This is a genomic window from Bowmanella yangjiangensis (genome assembly GCF_017255015.1).
In the GTDB taxonomy this organism is placed as follows: domain Bacteria; phylum Pseudomonadota; class Gammaproteobacteria; order Enterobacterales; family Alteromonadaceae; genus Bowmanella; species Bowmanella yangjiangensis.
This window is the reverse complement of sequence record NZ_JAFKCS010000007.1, coordinates 44,903-66,469: the sequence shown is the minus strand read 5'-3', so window position 1 is coordinate 66,469 and position 21,567 is coordinate 44,903. Positions and strand designations below refer to the sequence as shown.

The window sequence follows — 21,567 nt, the reverse complement described above, 5'->3', positions numbered from 1 at the left end:
TATCAATTCAATACACAGTCCTATAGTGAAGCCGTTCCCACATGCAGGAATTCACAACCAAGGAGTTTGCTATGTACACATTGTATTTTTCTCAAGGGGCTTGCTCGCTCGCCACCCAAGTTATTTTACGTGAACTGAATTTGCCAGTGGTGTTGGTGAGCAAAGCCAGACTGGCTGATTATCAGCAGGTGAATCCTCTGGGTGCCGTCCCGGCTCTGGGGGTGGATAACAAAATTCTGACCGAAGGCGCTGCGATTATTCTCTACCTTCTCAATAAGCACCCTAACGAGCTACTGCCCCTGGCTGGTGATGCGCGCCAGCAGGCCATAGAGGACCTGCTTTTTGCCAATGCCACTGTGCATCCGGCCTACAGCAAATTGTTCTTTATTGGTTCAGCACTCCCCGATGGCGAGGCGAAAACCCAGGCACTGAACGCCGCAGCAGAACAAATCAATAAACTCTGGAATCGGGTAGAAACAAAATTAGCCAACCAGCCTTATCTGGGTGGTTATCGTCCGTCAGCGGCAGACATTTTACTGGCCGTGTATGAGAGCTGGGGCCAGTACTTCCCGGTTAGCATTGAACTGGGCCCGCGCAGCCAGGCAATGATCGACCGGATCCGTGCTCTTCCCAGCTACCAGGCCTCTGTTGCCGCCGAGCAGCAGGCAGCCTGATGGTGAACGACCAACATATGTCTGAGTGGCAACAAGTCGAAGCCCTTTTGATGCAGTACTTCGAAGGTTTGCATAATGCCGACATCAAGCTACTGGAACGCATTTTTGATGCCGACGCCAGGTTATATGCGCCCGGCGTGCGCCGCAGCAAAGCGCAGTGGCTGGAACTGGTTGTCAGTCGGCCGGTTCCTCGTGAATTAGGGCATCCCTTTGACTATCAGATTTTGGCCATTGAGCTTTGCGGCGAACAAGCCATGGCCAAAGTCAGTTGCCCTCTGCTGGGACGCCAATTTATTGATTATCTCGGCCTCTTAAAGGAGCAAGGTACCTGGCGCATTGTGGCTAAACAGTACGCCGATAACCCGTTTACCTCATATCACGACAAGGAGTGACCATGCCTTACGTTAATATCAAGATTACCGATGAAGGGGTAACCAGCGAGCAAAAACGCCAACTGATTAAAGGGACGACTGAGCTGTTGGTCAAGGTGCTGAATAAAAACCCCAACACCACCTTTGTGCTAATTGAAGAGGTTAATACCGACAATTGGGGTATCGGTTATCAAAGTGTGACTGAACTGCGCCAGGCCGACAGCTAATTTGCCACGGTTATGTATGTCGGACATCTGTCCGACATCAGGCGCGGCAATAACCAAGCTAAATAGCAAAAAAGCGAGCTGCAGATAAAGCGATCTGCTGAGCTTGTGGACTTTGAATTTTGCGCTCCGGGGTAATCAGGTAGTAGCGCTCGGTAATATTACCTGCTACCCCAATCTGACTAACCTGATGCTGCGCGCAAACATGCCCGGCAATACAAGCCGGAGCACAGAACACCCCATAACCTTGCTGGCCCAACAATTTAAGTACCGCGCTATCGTCGATTTCAGCCAGCACTTTAGGCCTGACTCCCTGATTCTCAAGATAGGCCATAACACTGATACGCATGGTGGATTTGTCACCGGATAACAGCAAAGGTGCGCCTTCCAGGCATGCAGGGAATGGCTGCCTGGCATAGGGGCTTTGCGCTTTAGCAAAGAAACACAAGGGGCTCTCCCCCAGAAAATGGCTAAAGGCTTTAACATTGGCACCTGGCGGTAGCGGCCGGTCTGCTAATATCAGGTCAACCCGGTTTAGCGCCAGTTGGGCCAGCAGACTGTCCAGCTCACCTTCGCGGTAAATCAGCCGCGTGCTGTCCAGCGCGGCGAACAAGGGTTTCACCAAGTCGAATGCCAGAATTTTAGGAATGACATCGGTGACCGCCAGCGTAATGCGATTGAGGGTGCCAGGGCTTTTTAAACGTAATTGGCCCTGCAGTTCTTCGCCCAGACTAAAGATTTCCTCCGCATACTGATACGCGGTTTTGCCCCTGGCATTGAGCACCAGTCGTTTACCCTTTCGTTCAAACAGCAAACCACCTAACTGATGCTCAAAGGTGGTGAGCTGCCCGCTGACCGTCTGTGGGGTAACATTAAGGCATTGCGCCGCGCGGGCGATACTGCCTTCCCGGGCGATAATGTAAAAATAATGAAGATGGTGGTAGTTAAGCTGCATTGTTATCAGGTTTTAACTGATTAAAAATCAAATATATTCGAATTTATTTGTTATTAAAACTGCTCTATAACTCAAAAGGGAACGGACCAAGACGACCATATTGGCGTTCTAAGGCGTAAACCACTTTTGGAGGTGACTATGCAGCTCATCATCAACGCGTCAAATCTTAATCTTAATAAGCGGCTTCGCCGTACCCTGAGTAACAGGATAGCCAAGGGCTTGTCCAAACTGTCGGGGAAAATACGCCGGATCCAGGTATCAATCACCGATGTGAATGGCCCCAAGGGCGGTAACGATAAGCAATGCCAGCTTAAAGTTGATATGCATGGCATGCCCAGCATTCTGGTGGTGGAAAGACGTGCATCCATCACACAGGCCATTGCTCAGGCTGTCCTGCGGACAAGTATGGTATTGAAACGAAAATTGTCACGTGCCCGTCAGTTTGACCGTCGTCCTGCGCGCCAGGCACTGACCGACATAACTTGTAGCCCGGCTATCATTGCGTCCAATTAGGAGAGTGTTATGACTCAGCATACCGCCATTTTACAATCGGCTCAGAGTAGCCAATCCGTTTCGCACAAGGTACTGCGCAACACCTATGCGCTGCTGTCTCTTACCGTACTGTTCAGCGCTGGCGTGGCTATGTTCAGCATGGTCAATAACGTTGCTCATCCGGGCCTGCTAGTCACCCTGGCTGGCTATTTTGGTCTGTTGTTTTTAACCGTAAAAACCCGCAATAGCGGCTGGGGCCTGGTCAGTGTATTCGCCCTCACCGGTTTTATGGGTTACACCCTGGGCCCTTTGCTTGGCAGTTACTGGGCTGGCGCCCCTGCGGTTGTTGGCCAGGCACTGCTTGCCACCGGGGCGATTTTTGCCGGGCTGTCGGCTTATGTGCTGACCACCCGCAAAAACTTCTCGTTCCTCGGCAGTTCACTGTTTGTAGGAATATTAGTGGCCTTTCTTGCAGGTATTGGCGCGCTGCTGTTTGACATTCCGGCCTTGTCACTGGCCGTGTCGGCTCTGTTTGTGCTGCTGATGTCGGGCCTTATCCTGTACGAAACCAGCAATATCCTGCATGGGGGTGAAACCAACTACATTATGGCCACGGTCTCTTTGTATGTGGCCATATTCAACCTGTTCACCAGTCTGCTGCAGTTGTTGGGCTTTATGCAATCCGAGTAGCCCAAGCAAAGCTATCTTGTTATGACACTTCCCAATCGTCAGTTTGCCCCGCATTTTTTTGCGGGGCTTTTTTATGCTGCGGCAAAGGCACTGCGGGCGCAGAGTTGGTTGAAAATAACCTGTGTAAATCTCAGAGGCCTTGGCCCAATCGCGATTATCACTGCCTATATGCCGCTCCGCATAACATCCCCCACTTATCTGCCCCTTCCCTGCGCTCGCATCAAATAGGCACGAGCCTGGCTTCTGTCTGTCCATCACGTGTATCACATAGCACCAGACACGCACTATCAGCGGCGGCAAAAACCTGTTTCCCTTGGCTGTTCCAGATGGCGCTTTGCCCACAAGCCTGCCAGCCGCCGGTTTCACCCACAAAATTCGCCAGTAACACCGGGCATTGCCCCTGTTTAGCAATAGTTGCCAAAATTTGACTGTCGGCTTGGTAGCCGCCTGCCGTTATCAAGGCACTCGCCAGATAAATATCAACATCAGCCATTCTGGCATGCGCAGCATGACGGGGATTGGCAAAATCAGCACAAATAGCCAGCGCCACTTTATTTCCCTTGATATCAAAATAGCAGGGCGAATCCCCGGCTAAACAATATTGCCCTTCTCCAGCATGCAAATACTGCTTACGGTAGATAACGACCTTTCCATCCGGGAAACACAGCAACGCACCTATATAAGCCTTACCATCTTCACCCGGCAGCGGGTAACCGGCAATCACTAGTACATTGTGCTTTTTGGCGGCCTGAGACAGCACGGCTTCGCAGTGAGCCTGCTGTTGTGCCAGCTCAGCGGCTAAATCCAGTTCATAGCCAGACAAGGACAACTCTGGAAACACTAAGATATCTGCGTGATGCTGCGCTGCTAACTCAATGGCCTGCAGGTGGCTTTGCATATTTGCCGCAATCTGCCCGCGCCGACTGCTGATTTGCGCCAGACTGATGCGGATTGAAGAACGCATAGTTTTCCTTAAAAAGACTGTTTATACATAATTTCAATAAAGACTACTTAGTCTCAAAACACGACATTACTCAGCTAAAGCAGCCCCGATTAATGTAGGAGGTAAATAGCCATAATTGGCAGTAAATATATTCGTTACTTACCAAATGAGCTTATCGCCCGCCTGCCACATCCAGCAAACTGCCGGTCATATAAGAAGCCCCTTCGCCCAGCAAAAATGCAATCACCTCGGCCACTTCAATGGCCTGTCCACCACGCTTTAATGGAATGGCATTTTTTAGCCGCTCAAGACGGTTTGGCTCGCCGCCATCGGCGTGAATATCGGTATCGATAAACCCGGGTCTCACTGCATTCACTCGGATCCCCTGCCCCGCCACCTCTGCGGCCAGCCCCACAGTGAGTGTGTCCATGGCACCTTTACTGGCAGCATAATCCACGTATTCGTTGGGTGAACCGTATTTTGAGGCGGCTGATGACACGTTGACGATAGCACCGCCTTTTCCGCCAAACTCGCTGGACATACGTTTAACCGCTTCACGACAGCATATAAAGGCGCTGGTTACGTTTGTGCTTAGAATATGATTGATACGAGCCGCATCCATATCCACCAGTTTACTTTGGGTTTTAAGCACACCGACGTTATTGACCAGCGCACTGATGGGGCCTAACTGTTGGTCAATTTGCCCAAACATTGCCACAACCTGCGCCTCGTCAGCCACATCGGCCTGCACTGTTAAAACCCGAGCGCCCATACCCCGCAGCTCGGTTGCCAGGGCTTCAGCCAGGGCAGTCTCTTTTCGGTAGTTGAGGCAAAGATCATAGCCCTGCCCAGCCAGTACTCTGGCGGTAGCCGCCCCAATTCCGCGACTAGCGCCGGTAATTAATGCAATAGGTCGCAAACCCTGCTCCTGTTTGTTGCCAATTGGTTATTGTGACGCCGCCAAGCTTTGCCTGTCTATGACTTCGCCACGCAGTATCACTTTATCCAGGCTGTCGTATGCTTCAATACTCTTCAGCGGATCACTATTAAGTAACAGTAAATTGGCCATTTTGCCCGGCTCGATGGTGCCGTAATCTTGCTCAAGCCCAAAGGCACGAGCATTGTTGATGGTGGCCGCGGCCAGAATATCCTTCAGGCTAATGCCCACTTTATGCATATGCTGGAGCTCATTAAAAGTAGAAAGCCCGGGCTGTGCGGCATAAGTCGGCGAAGAGGGTGTGTCTGAGGCAAGCACCATAGGATGGCCTTTTTCATACAAGTACTGGATAACCCGTTCGCCATTATCAATGGTGTTCTGTTGAATCTGGCGAATACGCTCAGTCGGCAAACCCCCAAAGTCGCTTAACAGCTCTTGTTTAAACCACTGCGCCGGTTCAGTCTGATACCAGCTCAGAATGTCTCGCGGCACCACGTTGGCATAGTTAGGATCGCTCAGTGTTTCCGGCAGCATGGTCGCGGTAAGACCATCCATCACATTAAAGGTTGCCTGATAGGTCATGCCAGTTTTCAACACCCTATCCAACACCTGACTGATCGCTTCCGGCATTTGTTGCGCTTGTCGGTATTGGTTCCAGTTCCACATGCCATGCGCCATCACATCCAGCCCGGCATCAACCGCAATTTTTTGCATATCAATGGCATTGGCATGGGCCAGAACCGGCAGACCATGCTGTTTGGCTGCCTGTTTAACTCTGCTCAGCAACTCAGCGCTGATATTCGGCCAATCACTACGCTCACCAAAGCCATCCTCGATAAAAACTTTAACGCAGTTAGCGCCCTCACTGGCCATCTTGGCTACCACCGCCTCTGGTGTGTGCTCAGCTGGATCCAGCCCTTCAGGAACAGGTATTCCTGTATCGGCCCGAATGATCATATAGCTGAACATCTCGCTGGCCTGTTCCGGCCCGGTAAATACAGTTGGATAGCCACCTAATATGGGCGTAGCGCCGCAATGATAAATATCAGGATGCAGTGGCTGGCTTTTAAAAACCTTAAGTTGTTCAGCTGACTGGGCAGGATCGAGCAGTTGGGTGACGCCGAAGTACAGATAGCTTCGCGGTTGCTGAATCTCAAACTGCTTCTGCAACGCCTGAGGTTCACCATTAGGCAGTAAACCCGGCATTAACGACAGATGCACGTGGCTGTCCATCAAACCAGGAATAAGAAACTTGCCTGTTGCATCCAGTCTTTGCTCGCCAGCTTCCGCAGCTAAAGGCGAAAAAGACACCAGGGTGATTCGACCATCTCGAATGCGAACATAGGCTGACTGTTTAGACTGATCCTGCTCAGGAGAAATCAGCGTGGCATTTTCAATCAGCAGGGACTGCGACAGAACCGAAAAGGGTAGCAAGGCAGACAAGCCAACAACGCGTTTAAACATAATTTCTCCCATATTTTTGTTATTAACATCATAACCTTAATAACAAAAGCAGGGAAAATGAGCAGATGTAAGCAGGTATTGCCAAAGCCCTCAGTATTCAGTTAAACATTAAAGCCATGTTATAGTCCGCCCTTCGCGTTTTTTAAAGCGGTGCAATTTTTCATGTTAATCAAACGCTTAAGCCTTTTCTGTGGCCTAACTTGGCTGCTGACCGGTTGCCAAAACACCCAGGCGCCAGAAGCGCCTCTGGTGCAAAACAATGTCCCAGCGCCAGCCGTTGTAGAACCGAGCCCAACGCCCGTTAGCAGAAAACCAGAGATTGCCGTTGCACTTCCACAAGAGGTGGATGATGTCTGGCAGCGTATTCGTATGCAAATGCAGATGCCGGTTTCACATCACCCCAAAGTAAAAGCACGTATTGACTGGTACTTACAGCATCCAAACTATATGCAGGTGATCAGTCAACGTGCCGCCCCCTTCCTATTACATATTGTTGAGAAAGTAGAAGAACGTGGATTCCCGCTTGAGCTGGCACTGATCCCACTGTTTGAAAGCGACTTTAATATTAAAGCTTGCTCCAGCGAGCGCGCCTGTGGCTTGTGGCAATTGACGCCGTTAATCGCCAAGCATAACGATGTTGATATTAACTGGTGGTATGACGGCCGCCTGGATGTAGTGGACTCCACTCAGGCCGCGTTGGCCTTCTTCGACTATTTACAGCAGCGTTTCGATGGTAATTGGCTGCATGCTTTAGCCGCCTACAACGCCGGTGAAGGCCGGGTTGCCCGCGCCATTGAAAAGAATAAGCGTCTGGGTAAATCCACAGAATTTTTTGCCCTGGATCTGCCCAGAGAAACCCGCCGCTACGTTCCAAAGTTGCTAGCCGCAGCAGCATTGTTGAAGAATGCCGAGTCTTATGGCATGCATTTCCCCCCCATTCAAAACCAGCAAGCCGTGACGCTAGTCGAATTACCGCAACCTTTGGATCTCAGTGTGGTAGCCAGCTTGACGGGTATCAGCCATCAACAGCTGGCCAAGCTGAACCCTGGCCACAAGCGTTTTCCTGCCATGGCCAAAGGCGCTAACCATTTACTGATCCCCGCCGACAAGCAAGCGTTGTTTGCCAGCCAATTGGATAAACTCCCCCCCATGGAAGACTACAACTGGCTTAAATACCGTATTCGACCTGGCGACAGCCTAAGCGTGATAGCTAAACGCTATGACTTGAAAATAGAAGACATTAAATTCTTGAATCAGCTTAAGACTAACCAAATACGCGCCGGAAAGACGTTAATGCTGCCACTTCCTGCCACCGCGTCGGCCGAAACCAGCCTCGCCAGCAGCGTGCAGTATCAAGTACAGCAAGGTGATAGTTTATGGACTATTGCTCGTCGCCACGGCGTAAAGTTAGAACTGCTGAAAAGCTGGAATAATCTAGACAACGACCTTATTGCTCCCGGCAAAATATTGGTCATCAGGCAATAGTGTTCGCCAGTGTTTTGAGTGAATGTGGCACGATCAGGCGATGAATGGGTCTGACGGGTAACATGTAAAGTCGCCCAAGTCGGTTATGTACATTTACAACCGTTGTGGCAAACAGCCGGGCTTGTTGTCCTTCCACTTTTATGTGGAGGGACAATATGACATCCAGATGCTTATCCTGATCCGTGAGCAGCACTTCATTATGGCTGTTGTGCAAAAGCGTGAAAATCCCCACGCGATCACCTGGCTGATAATCGGCCTCCGCCCGCCCTTTCTGCAGCTCGCTTAATAAGCCGAGATCCTTCAGCCCAACCAGGGATACCAGTTTATTGCGTATCAGCATTAAGGCGTTTACCCAGCCGGGTGTCTGGCTGGCCAGTTTTAAGAACAAACCCAGCGCCGACTGACCAGAATAGACAATAGTAATGCTGTGACAGTCAGCAAACCAGGCGCCTGGAAGCTTTGCGTGAATCAGTGCTTGCTCCGGAAGAGCATGAAGATCGGGCATGTCTACAACCTACCCAGCTTTATAAGCCGCGCGTCATGGCGCCAATTTTAACCGGCTCCACCGAATGAAATTGCAACTCCCTGACCTGACACATGTCTTTCCACATCAGATCATAACCTTTAGTAAACGACATGGCGTTTACCCGCTTAAACCAGCGCTTGCATTCCTCTTCACTGGCCTCTCTGCGTTCACCCGCCACGCCTTTGAGCTTCAATGCGGGCCAGTTGTCAAAACCACCTCTTAGCAGTGACTTAAACCAGAACCAGCGGCCACTGTTAACCGCCAGCACACAGATACTGGCATTGTGACTGATATTAGTCGGTAACTGACGGGTAAATTTTTCAAAGAAGATCCCCTTGCCAGGCTCGGTCAGCATCAAGGAGCCAATCGGCGTTACATGGGGTAGACCATCCTCACCAATACTGGCGATGGCATAATGGGAAGACGAGCTGAAACTCTGAGCAAAAATCCGCCGGATTTGATGCCAGTCCTGATGAATATCCATTCTCTACATTCCTCTAGTTTGCGCGCAAGTATGGCCATTGCCTAGCCAGACCAATGCTATACAGGCCACCAATGGCCGAGCAAATCAGTGAACTGACCAGCATAAATACCGGGCGTTCTAGTACTTGTTCAAAGAATTTATAGTCATTTACTGCCACGATAAACAGACCATACAGCCCCCGAAACAGATAGACGAAGCTGATTAAGCACATGGCCGTGCGCAGCAAGGGAAGCCGACGAATCAGGCCTGCGGCACTCAATGCATAGGCTCCCCAGATACCTAGCACGGCACTGATGGCCAGGGTCAGTAAGGCAGGATAAAGGCTGCCTTGCTCCGCCATCTGCGCCATTTGTTCGCCGGCACCAAAAAATCGATACCAGTCGGGCCCTCCTGCTATCACTGCCAGATGGGTAACGGCAGCACCCAGGCTGGCACCGCCAGCGGTAATTAATAATCCATTATTCTTCATACTTTTCATTCTGTTGTTTCTCGTTACCTTGCTCAAGGTTTTGTTTGTATCAATCTATTTGCGCCAGACTTCTGCCCTTTCATACAACCGATAAAAGGCACAACACCGTCTTTCCAACCTTGAATTATAAACAGCAACAACAGGCCTCCTGGCACCAGCACCGCCTTCAATGCATGCCCGAGAATGTAACTGTAGAAGAATAGAAATGGCAGGAACAGAATGTAACCCAGTATACGTACACAAAACTCTTTCATTATCTTTACCTGTAAAATTGAGCGCGCTCAACAATATATTTTGAGCGCGCTCAATTTTCAACTAGAATGTGCAAAATACCTGGCGGCAATCTGGAAGAAAAAATGGACAAGAAGCAGCAAACTCGTAAGCAAATTTTGGTTGCCGCCTGGCAGCTTTTTGCGGACCAAGGCTATGCGCAAACCAGCACCAGGCAGATAGCCATAGCCGCACAGGTAGCAACGGGTACTGTGTTCTCCCACTTCCCCACTAAGCTGGATTTATTGAAAGAAGGTTTACAGGATAAGCTGGATGAAACCCTGGCATGTGCCAGTCAGACTGACAAACTGGATAACCCTAAAAACAGACTGCTGCACTATGCCAGCCACCTATATCAGTTTTACCTTGAACAAAGAGAACTCAGCCGCGAGCTATTCAGAGAACTTATCTGGCAATGGGATGATCTGGAAGCGGAACTGGAAGACTTTAAACATACCCTGTTTTCCCGCAGCCACTACAATGCCATTGCTGCCAATTTGCTGATGGACTGCTACTTTATGACCCTGCTAGACGGTTTGCATGGCAAGCAAAATCAGCAAACAATGCTCAACAATCTGCGTGATAAGCTGGCCTTAATAGCGCTGTAACCAAAGATGTTAGCCATAAATTTATTCTCTCTGCAGCAGCATCAAGGCCACTACCATGAGTGGCCTTTAAGCTCCGTGCTGTATTACAAGGGGCAGAGTCTGGGAATACGCATTCCAGGCTATGTAATCGAGGGGCAATTCGCGCTAAAAGACTACTATTTGTTACTGGTTAACTGGGATTGCCCCTTTGAGGAAGGCTACGAGGTGATTGTGATAAGTCACAGACTTAAAGTGGTTGGCACTTATAGTTTCACGCCCTTTCTCAACAACTATCTACTAAGCAGTATCAGCGAAACCACGGCAAATCAGTTCCAACTGGTTTTTAATCAAAAAGAACGTTTTAATTTGACCATCGACTACCCTAAAACACACTGGTTTAGTCGTACTGTGAGGGTCGAAAAAATCTCTGCCGACATAGGTTAAGTAAGCAAAAAGCGTTTTACTACAGGCCCCACTATGTCTTGCGCTTCCTGATGCACGGCATGGCTGGCAAAGGGTACATTGCACAAATCGCTCTGCTGCAGCCGCTCTGCCAACGCGCAGGCTTCATGCAGCGAAAACAAAAAATCCTTGTCACCGCGGATCTGCAGAACCGGACAGCTCACCTGCTCCACCAATTTATTGGGGTAACCGGATTCAGCGCTATCCAGCCAGACCGCCTTGACCCTGTCCACCAACAAATCAAAGTGAGGTTCTGGGTTAGCGCTTTGGTACCAGGTTACATCGCCTGCGAAGCGTTGACGCCAGAAATCCGCGTTTAAGCCCTTAAGGATCTCAATTGACGGATCGTCTGGCAAAAGCCGCCACTGCGCGCCGATAGCAATCAGTCGCGCGACCCTGCCGGGATGGTAAGCAGCCAGACGATAGGCCACAATACCGCCGTCGCTAAAGCCCAGCACCGAATATTGCTCAACACCAAGATGATTGAGTAAAGCTTCTATGTCCTGTTGATAACGGGCATAGCTCAGCGGTTGTTGCCCCAGGGTGGAACGACCATGACCACGAAAGTCCATGCAGATCAGTTGGTAGTCAGCGGGAATATGGGCCTGCAGGCAGGCCATTTCCCGACTGGATCCCAAACCACCGTGCAATATAAGCAAGGCTTTACCCTGCGGGTTACCTGCCAGCTCATAATAAATCCGGCAGCCGTCAACCTCCAAATAACGGCCAGCCTGGTTCTGTGCATAACTCACTGCTATTTACCCACCGCATCCAGTGCCTGGGCTACATCGGCAATAATATCGTCGATATGCTCGATCCCCACTGAAATACGGATAAGGTCGGCACTGACCCCGGCCTTTTTCAGTTCCTCGTCATTCAACTGGCGGTGAGTGGTAGAGGCTGGGTGACAAGCCAGAGACTTGGCATCACCAATATTAACCAGGCGCAGGATCATTTGCAGTGCATCGATAAAACGCCCACCGGCTTCTTTACCGCCTTTGATACCGAAGCTCAGAATACCAGAGGCTTTACCCCCAGTGATTTTCTGGCAGCTTGCCTGATATGGGCTGTCGCTTAAACCGGCATAGTTAACCCAGGATACCTGTGGATGATCAGACAGATAACGCGCCAGTTGCATGGCGTTGTCACAATGACGCTCCATACGCAGGCCCAGGGTTTCCAGCCCCTGCAGAATTTGGAAAGCATTGAAAGGCGAAATGGCCGCACCAGTATTACGCAGCGGCACCACGCGGCAACGGCCAATGTAAGCGGCCGGCCCCAGCGCTTCGGTATACACCACACCGTGATAAGAAGGGTCTGGTTGGTTCAATAGTGGGAAACGCGCTTTGTTGGCGGCCCAATCAAACTTACCTGAGTCAACAATGATGCCGCCCACGGCCACACCGTGCCCGCCAATGTATTTGGTCAGGGAATGCACCACAATAGCGGCACCCTGCTCAATGGGACGGCACAAATATGGCGTGGCCACCGTGTTGTCCACAATCAGCGGCACACCATGACGAAGGCCGATTTCAGCCAGTTTCTGTATATCCACTACGTTACCGGCCGGGTTACCGATAGACTCACAAAACAGCGCTTTGGTGTTTTCGTCAATGGCGTCTTCAAAGGCCTGGTAGTCGTCGTGAGAGCACATACGTACTTCGATACCCTGACGCGGGAAGGTATGGGCAAACAGATTGTAGGTGCCACCGTAGAGTTGGCTGGTGCTGACAATATTGCTGCCCACCTCACACAAACACTGTATGGCATAGGTAATAGCCGCCATGCCTGAGGCCAGTGCCAAACCACCAATGCCCCCTTCCATGGCCGCAACGCGCTGTTCCAGCACCGCGGTGGTCGGATTCATAATGCGGGTATAGATATTCCCCTGCACTTTTAAATCGAACAAATCAGCCCCATGCTGAGTGCTGTCAAAAGTGTATGAGGTGGTTTGATAAATAGGTACGGCAGCCGCTTTTGTGGTTGCCTCTGATTCATAGCCGTGATGCAGCGCCAGGGATTCCAGCTTCATGCTCAACTCCTTGTAGAGAGGGTAAAAAAATAAAAGGCGGTCGAATTATTCGTACCGCCTTGTCGGGTTAGTTTGGTTTGTCTACGTCGTTAGCGTCCTGACCATCCTGCCCTGCGCCCTCTTCAATGCGCCTGGCAGCCCCCGCTTCTTCCAGTTTTTGTTGTTGTTCGTTATCCAGCATGGGTGCACGGGATGCCTGATTGACTTGATAAATGGTCTCGGCATTGTGCAAATCTTTTTCATTGGTAATAGAGGCTATGGCTTCGCGGCCACGCAGGAAGCCTTTGATTTCTCTGACAATAGTATCCAACTCCTCGCTATTTCTGGACAAGCTCAGTACGTAGCGAGGCATTTCCAGATTGCGGGTACCACTGGTGGCAAAGGTCGAGGTAGTGATCCTGGAGGTAATAATCCAAGGGGTAATGGAGCTTCTGACCACCACGTTCTCAGAACGGGTGGAGTCATGAATCGCCATACCTGTGGAAATCTTACTTTCCGTGTAGGTGCCTTCGGTTTTCATCCACATCAGCAAGCTGGAAAACTGCATTTCCGACCAGAACAAATGGGTACCACGTTCCAAAATACGACCACCGGCCAATAGGGTCTGCCAGCTGAAGAACAACACAATTGCCGCAGAGGATAATGCGCCTAACTCTGACAAAAGCGCCATTGCCTGGCTGTCTGACATACGACCCAGTCCCGCCATGCGTTCGCTGGCAAAAGCATAAATGTCGTACGCGCTGCCTACCAGAAAATAAAACAATACTGCGGCGGCAACTAACAAAGCTTGCCCCACTATGGTGGACAGCAAACGGAAACGCTTAAAGGTCGCGCTGTAGTCCATTTCATGCACTTCGGGTTGCGTTTCAATCAAAAGTTGCCCTTTGAAGTTGCCCTTGCCCTGGCTTTGCTCCTGCAATACAGGCTCAAATCCCTGATAAATACGGTTGGGGATCTCTTTATAACGGCGATTAGCCAACACAATATTTTCAATGTTGATAAAGATTTCGTTCGGGTGCACCGACTCCTGCATATTCTCACGGAACTCCGCCACTTCGGTTTTGGGCTGAGCCAAGGCGAAACGCTCTTTAATCATCAGTGCAGATACGGCAATCACCGCCAGGCTCACCACAAACAGCAGCGCCAGGTTGCCCCAGGCACTGAATACAATCACATTGTCAAACCACAGCTTCAGATCGCCGCGGGTAGAAGCGTTAAACTGCGAATAGAGATAGCCAAGGCCTACAGGCACGACAATGGCGATCACCAACAGCTTGGCAATACTGGTGGCATTTTTACTGTGCAGCTTGCGGTTACGCGCGGATACCAGAGATGCCGCCATGCTGCGCCAGGCCATAATCAGATAAAGCAGCAGCAAAACTGACAGCACAGGCGTAATCAAAATGCCGGCCTCACCAACCAGGCCTGATACGGAAACAAAGTAAGCCACGGCAAATACCACCAGCGCCATCACACTGGTTACCACCAGGCCACCTAACTCCTGTACGAAGTTGCGAATGGGGTATGGGGTAAAAATGAGCTTGGGCAGTAAGGTATGGATCAACCTGGCGGTCCAGCCCAGCGGCTCCTTAAAGGTGGAGTTTTTACGCCCCATCAGCATGGATTCAAGCTCTTCGGCACGGTACTCGGTAAATGCACGTTCTTCCTGAGCATTTTCGCGCTCGCTGGGATTAAAGTTTTGCGCCAATGAGGTCGGTACCGAACGGCCGACAAAATACTTAAACATCTGAAACAGACCAACACCAGCCTGCTGCAAACCCCATATCAACAGCACCAGACCTAAACCTGCATTCAACCAGGCTTTAATCATGTCCAGTTTAAGCGCTTCACTGATCCCCAACAGTGGCACGATGGCCAGCATACAGATAAGTATTCCACCGATTAACTTGGTGAAACCTTCAAACTTAAAGGGGTTCTTTATCCCCAGCGTATTGGCGCCAAAATCGTATGCCATAGTCCTGTCTCGCGAAAACAGAGCCGTACGTCCGGCTCATTAATTGAAAGGTACACTGTGCCGGAGCTTCAGTTTGCCCGACAGTACCGATTTACGTTAGCAAATTCAATAGCTTGCCAATGAAATTGCAGATTATGGAAATAGCCTGAGGGCATCACCACAGCGCAGAAGGTTTGACTCTCGCCCCTCGTTTAGGATCCCCATGAGATTACACAGCCAGCCCCTTGAGTGCTTAAAGCATAGCAAGCCCTTAGTTAAAGAAAATGACAGCAGGATATTTCTAGTCGGTTAGTTACACTTTGGAGCAAACCGTTTTTCAGGCATTACGTGAAGCACTTGCTCACGGACATAGGGTGGTGGCCGTGTGCATGGCAGAGCCCACCTACTGGGATCATCTCAATGCGACTCTGGCTGCCTGGTGGCCTACCTCATCAGACGTCAGAACCATATACAGTTTTAAAATAAAACGTTTGCCGGATGATCTCAGCCAGTTCAGCAAAACGACTGTCAGTTCTAAAAACGCCTTTGGGTATTTTGTTAAAAACGACACCATCAATAATCAAATGGCACAATATCCCACTATCGCTTACTTAAGGCTTCTCAAATCCAAGGAAAAGTGGAAAAAGTAGGCATCAACATACAGTGTTTTACATTTAATTTACCGCCAAATCTGTTGGCTAGCGTTAATCTGTAGCAAAAATTTACAGGGAGGAGATAAATGCTAAGCAGAAACCAGGGATTTGACCTCGCCAGGGCCCTTGCCCTGTTTGGTATGGTGATAGTGAACTTCAAACTGGTGATGGGAGCTGAACAAGGCCAAGCTCATTGGCTTTATCTTACCAGCCTATTGGAAGGCAGAGCAGCTGCGCTGTTTGTCATTCTGGCAGGTATCGGCATTGCCCTAATCAGCGCTAAAGCGCAGCAAAACGGGTCCTTGTCTCAGCGCAGACAAGTGCAAACAGATATCTTCACCCGGGGTGTGCTGTTACTTGGCATAGGTCTGGCGTATATCACTATTTGGCCAGCGGATATTCTGCATTTCTACGGCTGCTATTTTATGCTGGCCGCATTGGTTTGTTTCGTCCCGGATCGGCGCCTGCTGCAACTGGCCATTGCCCTGATGCTGCTATTTCCTTTGATGTTGCTGCTGGTGGACTATGACCGCCACTGGGATTGGACGACCCTCACCTATCATAATATGTGGAGCCTGGATGGGCTTTGGCGGCGTATTCTGTTTAACGGTTTTCACCCTGTTATTCCGTGGCTGGCATTTTTACTCTTCGGGTTGTGGCTGGGCAGAAGGTCGTGGTACAAACCTGCTACCCAAAGAGTATTGCTGCTACTTGGCGTGAGTTTATGGCTTATTGCTGAAGGCTTGTCCTGGCTGGGTAGCCAGCTACTGGCATCTGTCATTAGCGATCCTGTCGAGCTCGCCGAGGCAAGCATATTAGTCAGTACCGATATGATCCCCCCCATGCCTTTGTACATGCTATCAGCCAGTGGCAGCGCGCTGGTTGTTATCTGCCTTTGCCAATATGTTGCCAATAGCGCACCGCGCCTGTGTTCGCCTCTAATCAAAACCGGACAAATGGCGCTAAGTTTGTATGTCGCTCATGTCATCCTTGGTATGGGTACTCTGGAAGCGCTAGGAATGCTGGGTAATCAAACTATTGAAATGGCGCTGCTGGCAGCAGGTGTATTCAGCCTGTTTGCGATAGTGCTCAGTGTCATCTGCCTGAGCTTGTTTGAACGAGGCCCACTTGAATGGTTGTTCCGACTATTGTTGCGCAGCTTGTCCAAGGCAAACACAAAAAACCCCGCCTAAGCGGGGTTTACATTATTTTCAGTGCAGTACTTTAAGCACGGCGGCGAACACCGGCCCAACCAACCAGCGCCAGTAACATCAGCGCTAATGCACTTGGCTCTGGCACTGCACTGGCGTCGGCCACATTGACACTGGACAGCGATGCAAAACTCGCCTGCACGTCCTGGCCGTTCAGATCACCAAACACCGCATCAGGTCCACCGACACCGAATCCAAACACGCCAGACTTAACTGCTGTAAAACTGAACTTGGCAATGGTCAGCACAGCATCCGTACCGATACCCATAAAGTCCCAATCGACAAATGCCAGACCTCGCCCAAGTGCATTGGCTTCGTCGGTCAGCATCCAAGGCCAGGAGAACGCATCACCCAGATCAGAGCTAAAGGTTGACATATAGGCAAAGGCGGTATTGTCAAACAACAAATCGAACTGGAAAGCGGTAATCTCCGCCAAATTCTGGCCTGTGATTGTAACGGTCACCTCATCGCCCACCTGGTAGTTGCCTTGATCAGTTTCTACGTTAATGATGGCCGCTTGTAGGTTGATGCTTGTCAGTAATGCAAATAAGGTAATTAACTTTTTCATTTTTCACTCCTTAAATATTATTCAGTGGCACAGCCGGTACGTGTACAAAGCTGACGCATTAACTGTGCGTCACGAACGTTGACGGTACCGTCTTGGTTTAAATCAAAAGACATATCGATGGTCTGTTTAGCCGCCAACGCGCGCAGCAGGCCAGTGAAGTCCAAACGATCCACATCACCGTCACCATCAAAGTCACCCGGTACAGGTGGAGGTAGCAGGTTTAAGCTGACAAGCACTGGATCATGGTCAGATACACGGTATGGATTGACCGCATAGAACTGCGGATGGTTGTATTGGGTGTCGTAATCCAGCGCACGAGGTTCATCGGCGTTGATATGCCACTCGACCACATCCACAACCTGCTCCGCCAAGGCTTCGCTGCCGATAGCGTGGTCCAGATACCCCATTTCCCCGCCAAAGGCGTATGAGTAGGCTTCGGCGCCCACATGGGTTTCCACCAGGTTGGTAAAGCCACTGCTGGTGAAGGTGCGGATAGGATCTTCTTTGGCATAGGCATTCAAATCACCAATCACGAGTTGATTGGGGTTTGCGCTCAGTTCGGCATCCTGTGCCAACCAATCGATCAGCGCCTGAGCTTGTGCTACCCGTCTGGCGTTGTAGCAGCTTTGACCATCGCCCTGATCGCTGTCAGCGCCAGAGGCACCGCCACAACCTTTAGACTTAAAGTGATTCACCACCACGGTCAGCTCGGCACCGTTTTCTGCCACAGCAAAGCGCTGGGCCAGCGGCGGACGACTGAATACCCCATCGTTATTGATACGGCTTGCTCCTTGCAGGCTAACCACCGCGGGTTTGTACAGTAGTCCTACAGCAATTTCATCGCTACCAATCGGGCTTACGCCGGGATCGACATAAGCATAACGCGACTCGCCCACATAGCTATTGAGCGCGGCTGTCAGTTGGGCAATAGCACTGTTTTGGCCGTAGCCGTCATTTTCAATTTCCATCAGGCCAATCACATCCGCATCCATAGCTGCCAATGCCTGAACTAACTTATCCAATTGGCGTTGATACTCGTTCAGATCATCGGCACCGCGGGCAGTGGGGAAACCGTTACCCTGGCCATCACCGTTGAAGAAGTTCAATACGTTTAGGCTGGCAACGGTGACATTACCGCGGGTCAGCTCCGGCGATGCAGTTCTGGCATTAGAATGCACAAAGGTTGGTTCCTGAGCAGGAACGACCCGATAGGCATTGAAGCTGTAATCCAGGTTGCCAAGTAAGGCTGTTACTGTATCTCCGGTACGCAGGGTATTTTGTGCAGACAAGCCGCCGGTTGGGTAAACCACAGGGTTCGGATTCTGGGCACTGATAGTGTCGTCCAGAATAATCCGATTGCGCTTGTTCTGGTCAGCCAGAGCAATGGCTTCCGGCGTGCCAGGTGCATGCAGGTTGGTAGGAATATAGTTACGGCCATTGCCCAAGCCTACATCACCATAACGGCCCAGATTGAAGTTGTCGTTCACCGTCAGCACATGACTGAAGTTAACTAACATGCCTTCGAAAGACTCTGGCTGCTCGGCGCTGGCAAAGGGCAGACTAATAGTCACGGGCTCAACAGCCGCCGTGCCGCAATCCAAAGGCTGAACATCTGCAGCCAACTGGGTTCTGGTGTAGAACTCAGTGACGTTGCCCTTAACCCGAACCAGGCTACCAACTGCAGGCAGGTTAGTATCCGTGCCCTGGTAAACAAAAATACCTTCAGAGGTGGTATTGTCATTATCCCACTGGCTGCTTTCTTCCTGCACAAAGTAACCACGCAGGTTTGGCACAGTATTAGTGACGACACCTTCGATCACTTTGTTCTGATCCACCATGGGCGATGCGGCACCACTGCCTTGAATGGCGCTGATCAAGGTCGCGTCTTCACCACACAGACCAATATCATTGCCCGGCTCACCACCTATATCGCCATTATGCGAGCCCAGGTTAGTAAACACGTTAGTGCCCAGATTTATCCATTCCTGGTTATAGTCGAAGGTGTCAGACGAGTCGGTATCGCCGCTGACAATTTCGGGCTTACGCACCAGTGTCACATCCACGGCAAAATTGCTGCTGTTACCAACCTGACCGAAGCTATCTACCAACTCACCATTTTTACGTAGCTCCAGTACATCGTTACCATTAAAGAAAGTTACCGTGGAGGTAGTGTCTGCTACGGCCAGGATTTCAGCATTGGAGCCGGAGTTGGCAATTACATAGGTTGCGCCAGAAGCCAGGCTGCCCTGTAGATCCAGTTTGTTGCCTGGAGTAGTTGAGCCGTTGGCATATAGCAACACCTGATAACCAGACAGATTAATGCTTGCGCCTGTGGCGTTGAAAAGCTCGATAGCTTTATTGTTGCCGCCGGCACCTTCCACGTATTCAGAGAAAATCAAACCAGCTTCACCTGGGGTTGGCTCTTGCGGATCGCCACCACCATTGTCACCGCCGCCGTTGTCGCACTCATCTGTGCTGTACAACACCTCAACCCACTCGGGATGATCAATAAATGGATTTCTGTTGCCCTGGAATTCGTAGATGGCGTTGTTGCGGTTCTGCTCAACACTGTCCACAGGATCAGCATTGTGCCATTCAACCAAGCGACATAACTTGCCAAGAGCAGGTTCGCCGGGGCCAGTGAGTCGGTCCACCAACTGCAGATCAGGCGTCACATCCGCGCCTTCATAGCGAACGTCCATATAGAGCATCATTCTCGCCACATCACCTTTTACGGCGTCTCTTGGTTCAAAAGAATCGCTATCGATGCGGTTTTGCGGCGCTTCAGCCAGTGGGGAGTCACTGGTATCAAAATCCAGATTGCCACGCGAGGCATTTACCGAAATATCGGTGGGACGTAAATGGTGAATATCGGTGTAAGCCTCAAAAGACTGGCTATTGAAGCCGTGGCTGTTAGGCCAAACATGTTCGCGGTTCCAGTTATCCGGGTTGCTGCTTTGGCTACCACTGCCGTTACTCGACTTGGCCAGTGACGTACCTTTGTAAAGTAGCGTCACGTTGTTGCTGTTTTGTGGGTCTTGGTCGGTAACTGTCAGGGCGGTCCACACTTCAGCGTAGCTCAGTACCCTGTGGTCGTTGCTGATGGTGTTAGTCAGTAATGGCTTAACTTCCGTTGCAGTACTGCCAGCGCCGATAGCCGCAATAACCGGTGCATAATATTGCCCATCATTAAACAGTGCGGCATCGGCTATCTTGCTTAAATCCGGGCAATTGAAACACACGCTACCATCAATAATATCGCCATCTCCCCCCGTATCGCCCCCATCACCGGGATCGGTTTCCGGACCAAATGACTTAAGCGGGAAAGGAGAACCGGTACTGGTGTTATTCGCAACGCCATCCAGCGCATTAGTGCCACTGAAGGTCCAATTAGCCAACGCAAAGTTAGCACCGTCAGGACCAGTATTGGCCGTGCGATAAGCCCAGCCATCCAGGTAATCCCAAGCCTGGCCGCTGCCATCAACATTCACATCCCCAAAGCTATCAACCACAACGCCATCACAAAAAACTTCAATGGCATCATCACCATTAATACTTGCAAACCCTGAGGTAAAGTCAGGTGAGAAACCAAAGAAGCTGGTGAAACCCGTCGACTCAGAGGCCACATACAAGAATGTACCAGCGCTAACTGCCTGAGCTGGAAAGGTAAATTCCTGACCATCGGTTCCCTCGCCATTATTGGCAAAGCCGACACCACAATGGCTGAGGTCGTCAATATCTTTTGCCACGTACAGCTCGACGGCCTTGGGAATGCCCCCCGTTAGTGGCCCATCAATAACGCCAGTCAGAATTAAAGAATCTGCAGGTGCTGCGGTCACCTGCATCGACGCCAGTATGGCAACAGACAGCAGGGTAAGTTTTGTTTTCATTGTCCTTCCTTTCACAAAGTGTTGAATGGTGCTTGTCGGTTAGCTTCACCCAAGTCAGGGCAGCGTATATAAACTTATCCAATTCTGTGCTTTGGTATAAAAACAGGAAGACGTCATAAAAATTCATAACTTCTTGTACATATATTTTAAAAATCAAAAAGTTACACTTATTAAGTAAAATTACTTAAAGGGATAAGTAAGGCTGAAGGGCTAAGAGCAATTAACA

Annotated in this window: 23 protein-coding genes; 10 read left to right on the top strand and 13 right to left on the bottom strand. The window is 50.4% G+C overall.

The annotated features are described in order from the left end of the window. The first annotated feature begins 71 nt into the window (after positions 1 to 71). From J0A65_RS09315 to J0A65_RS09305, 3 genes are read left to right on the top strand one after another with little or no spacing between them, the layout of a single operon-like run. Positions 72 to 674: a glutathione S-transferase family protein gene (locus tag J0A65_RS09315; protein ID WP_206593900.1), complete on the top strand. Its 603-nt coding sequence runs from the start codon at positions 72 to 74 to the stop codon at positions 672 to 674. Then, a complete protein-coding gene (locus J0A65_RS09310) occupies positions 674 to 1,066 on the top strand; it encodes a nuclear transport factor 2 family protein (protein ID WP_206593899.1) in 393 nt (130 codons plus the stop codon). Before J0A65_RS09315 ends, J0A65_RS09310 begins: the two co-directional genes overlap by 1 nt. 2 nt (positions 1,067 to 1,068) lie before the next feature. Beyond that, the gene (locus J0A65_RS09305; protein ID WP_206593898.1) at positions 1,069 to 1,272 is read left to right on the top strand and encodes a 2-hydroxymuconate tautomerase family protein; all 204 of its coding nucleotides are present in this window, start codon (positions 1,069 to 1,071) and stop codon (positions 1,270 to 1,272) included. A gap of 58 nt (positions 1,273 to 1,330) precedes the next feature. Here the strand turns inward: J0A65_RS09305 and J0A65_RS09300 are convergent, their stop codons facing one another. After that, the gene (locus J0A65_RS09300; RefSeq protein ID WP_206593897.1) at positions 1,331 to 2,224 is read right to left on the bottom strand and encodes a LysR family transcriptional regulator; all 894 of its coding nucleotides are present in this window, start codon (positions 2,222 to 2,224) and stop codon (positions 1,331 to 1,333) included. A gap of 138 nt (positions 2,225 to 2,362) precedes the next feature. Here J0A65_RS09300 and J0A65_RS09295 point away from each other — a divergent pair, with 138 nt between their 5' ends. Beyond that, on the top strand, positions 2,363 to 2,737 hold the full coding sequence (locus J0A65_RS09295; protein WP_206593896.1) for a hypothetical protein: 375 nt from the start codon (positions 2,363 to 2,365) through the stop codon (positions 2,735 to 2,737). 9 nt (positions 2,738 to 2,746) lie between these two features. Continuing rightward, positions 2,747 to 3,406 carry a Bax inhibitor-1/YccA family protein gene (locus J0A65_RS09290; RefSeq protein ID WP_206593895.1) on the top strand — a complete coding sequence of 220 codons (660 nt, stop codon included), beginning with the start codon at positions 2,747 to 2,749 and terminating at the stop codon, positions 3,404 to 3,406. A 220-nt stretch (positions 3,407 to 3,626) separates the two neighbouring features. Here J0A65_RS09290 and J0A65_RS09285 read toward each other — a convergent pair whose 3' ends face one another. The 3 genes from J0A65_RS09285 to J0A65_RS09275 form a co-directional block, all read right to left on the bottom strand. Continuing rightward, positions 3,627 to 4,370: a carbon-nitrogen hydrolase family protein gene (locus J0A65_RS09285; RefSeq protein ID WP_206593894.1), complete on the bottom strand. Its 744-nt coding sequence runs from the start codon at positions 4,368 to 4,370 to the stop codon at positions 3,627 to 3,629. Between the two features lie 151 nt (positions 4,371 to 4,521). Beyond that, positions 4,522 to 5,268 carry an SDR family oxidoreductase gene (locus J0A65_RS09280; RefSeq protein WP_206593893.1) on the bottom strand — a complete coding sequence of 249 codons (747 nt, stop codon included), beginning with the start codon at positions 5,266 to 5,268 and terminating at the stop codon, positions 4,522 to 4,524. A 27-nt stretch (positions 5,269 to 5,295) separates the two neighbouring features. Continuing rightward, positions 5,296 to 6,750 (bottom strand): amidohydrolase family protein, encoded by a 1,455-nt coding sequence (locus J0A65_RS09275; protein WP_206593892.1) that lies wholly within the window; start codon positions 6,748 to 6,750, stop codon positions 5,296 to 5,298. 162 nt (positions 6,751 to 6,912) lie between these two features. Between J0A65_RS09275 and J0A65_RS09270 the strand changes: the two genes are divergently transcribed. Further along, positions 6,913 to 8,235 carry a LysM peptidoglycan-binding domain-containing protein gene (locus J0A65_RS09270; protein WP_206593891.1) on the top strand — a complete coding sequence of 441 codons (1,323 nt, stop codon included), beginning with the start codon at positions 6,913 to 6,915 and terminating at the stop codon, positions 8,233 to 8,235. Here the strand turns inward: J0A65_RS09270 and J0A65_RS09265 are convergent. From J0A65_RS09265 to J0A65_RS09250, 4 genes are read right to left on the bottom strand one after another with little or no spacing between them, the layout of a single operon-like run. Continuing rightward, positions 8,225 to 8,740 carry a DUF2867 domain-containing protein gene (locus J0A65_RS09265; RefSeq protein WP_206593890.1) on the bottom strand — a complete coding sequence of 172 codons (516 nt, stop codon included), beginning with the start codon at positions 8,738 to 8,740 and terminating at the stop codon, positions 8,225 to 8,227. The two genes, J0A65_RS09270 and J0A65_RS09265, sit on opposite strands and share 11 nt — an antisense overlap. Before the next feature lie 19 nt (positions 8,741 to 8,759). After that, complete coding sequence (locus J0A65_RS09260; RefSeq protein ID WP_206593889.1) at positions 8,760 to 9,245, bottom strand: hypothetical protein; 486 nt, start codon at positions 9,243 to 9,245, stop codon at positions 8,760 to 8,762. A 13-nt stretch (positions 9,246 to 9,258) separates the two neighbouring features. Beyond that, complete coding sequence (locus tag J0A65_RS09255) at positions 9,259 to 9,723, bottom strand: hypothetical protein (protein ID WP_232849840.1); 465 nt, start codon at positions 9,721 to 9,723, stop codon at positions 9,259 to 9,261. Between the two features lie 23 nt (positions 9,724 to 9,746). Further along, entirely contained in the window at positions 9,747 to 9,968 is a 222-nt protein-coding gene (locus J0A65_RS09250; protein ID WP_206593888.1) for a hypothetical protein, read from the bottom strand. A gap of 102 nt (positions 9,969 to 10,070) precedes the next feature. Between J0A65_RS09250 and J0A65_RS09245 the strand changes: the two genes are divergently transcribed. Together J0A65_RS09245 and J0A65_RS09240 are read left to right on the top strand one after the other, a co-directional pair. Beyond that, the gene (locus J0A65_RS09245) at positions 10,071 to 10,592 is read left to right on the top strand and encodes a TetR/AcrR family transcriptional regulator (protein WP_206593887.1); all 522 of its coding nucleotides are present in this window, start codon (positions 10,071 to 10,073) and stop codon (positions 10,590 to 10,592) included. Positions 10,593 to 10,598: 6 nt separating this feature from the next. Further along, entirely contained in the window at positions 10,599 to 11,015 is a 417-nt protein-coding gene (locus J0A65_RS09240) for a hypothetical protein (protein WP_206593886.1), read from the top strand. Here the strand turns inward: J0A65_RS09240 and J0A65_RS09235 are convergent. The 3 genes from J0A65_RS09235 to J0A65_RS09225 all read right to left on the bottom strand — a co-directional run bounded on the left by J0A65_RS09235 (position 11,012) and on the right by J0A65_RS09225 (position 15,040). After that, positions 11,012 to 11,785: an alpha/beta fold hydrolase gene (locus J0A65_RS09235; protein WP_206593885.1), complete on the bottom strand. Its 774-nt coding sequence runs from the start codon at positions 11,783 to 11,785 to the stop codon at positions 11,012 to 11,014. The two genes, J0A65_RS09240 and J0A65_RS09235, sit on opposite strands and share 4 nt — an antisense overlap. Positions 11,786 to 11,787: 2 nt before the next feature. Then, positions 11,788 to 13,065 carry an O-acetylhomoserine aminocarboxypropyltransferase/cysteine synthase family protein gene (locus J0A65_RS09230; RefSeq protein ID WP_206593884.1) on the bottom strand — a complete coding sequence of 426 codons (1,278 nt, stop codon included), beginning with the start codon at positions 13,063 to 13,065 and terminating at the stop codon, positions 11,788 to 11,790. A 67-nt stretch (positions 13,066 to 13,132) separates the two neighbouring features. After that, entirely contained in the window at positions 13,133 to 15,040 is a 1,908-nt protein-coding gene (locus J0A65_RS09225) for a hypothetical protein (RefSeq protein ID WP_206593883.1), read from the bottom strand. A gap of 299 nt (positions 15,041 to 15,339) precedes the next feature. Here J0A65_RS09225 and J0A65_RS09220 point away from each other — a divergent pair, with 299 nt between their 5' ends. Continuing rightward, positions 15,340 to 15,669: a hypothetical protein gene (locus J0A65_RS09220; protein ID WP_206593882.1), complete on the top strand. Its 330-nt coding sequence runs from the start codon at positions 15,340 to 15,342 to the stop codon at positions 15,667 to 15,669. 89 nt (positions 15,670 to 15,758) lie between these two features. Next, complete coding sequence (locus J0A65_RS09215; protein ID WP_206593881.1) at positions 15,759 to 16,865, top strand: DUF418 domain-containing protein; 1,107 nt, start codon at positions 15,759 to 15,761, stop codon at positions 16,863 to 16,865. Between the two features lie 31 nt (positions 16,866 to 16,896). Here the strand turns inward: J0A65_RS09215 and J0A65_RS09210 are convergent, their stop codons facing one another. Together J0A65_RS09210 and J0A65_RS09205 are read right to left on the bottom strand one after the other, a co-directional pair. Further along, the gene (locus J0A65_RS09210; protein WP_206594019.1) at positions 16,897 to 17,451 is read right to left on the bottom strand and encodes a cohesin domain-containing protein; all 555 of its coding nucleotides are present in this window, start codon (positions 17,449 to 17,451) and stop codon (positions 16,897 to 16,899) included. A 17-nt stretch (positions 17,452 to 17,468) separates the two neighbouring features. After that, positions 17,469 to 21,341, bottom strand: a complete 3,873-nt coding sequence (locus J0A65_RS09205) for an ExeM/NucH family extracellular endonuclease (RefSeq protein WP_206593880.1) — start codon at positions 21,339 to 21,341, stop codon at positions 17,469 to 17,471. Positions 21,342 to 21,567: the final 226 nt, after the last annotated feature.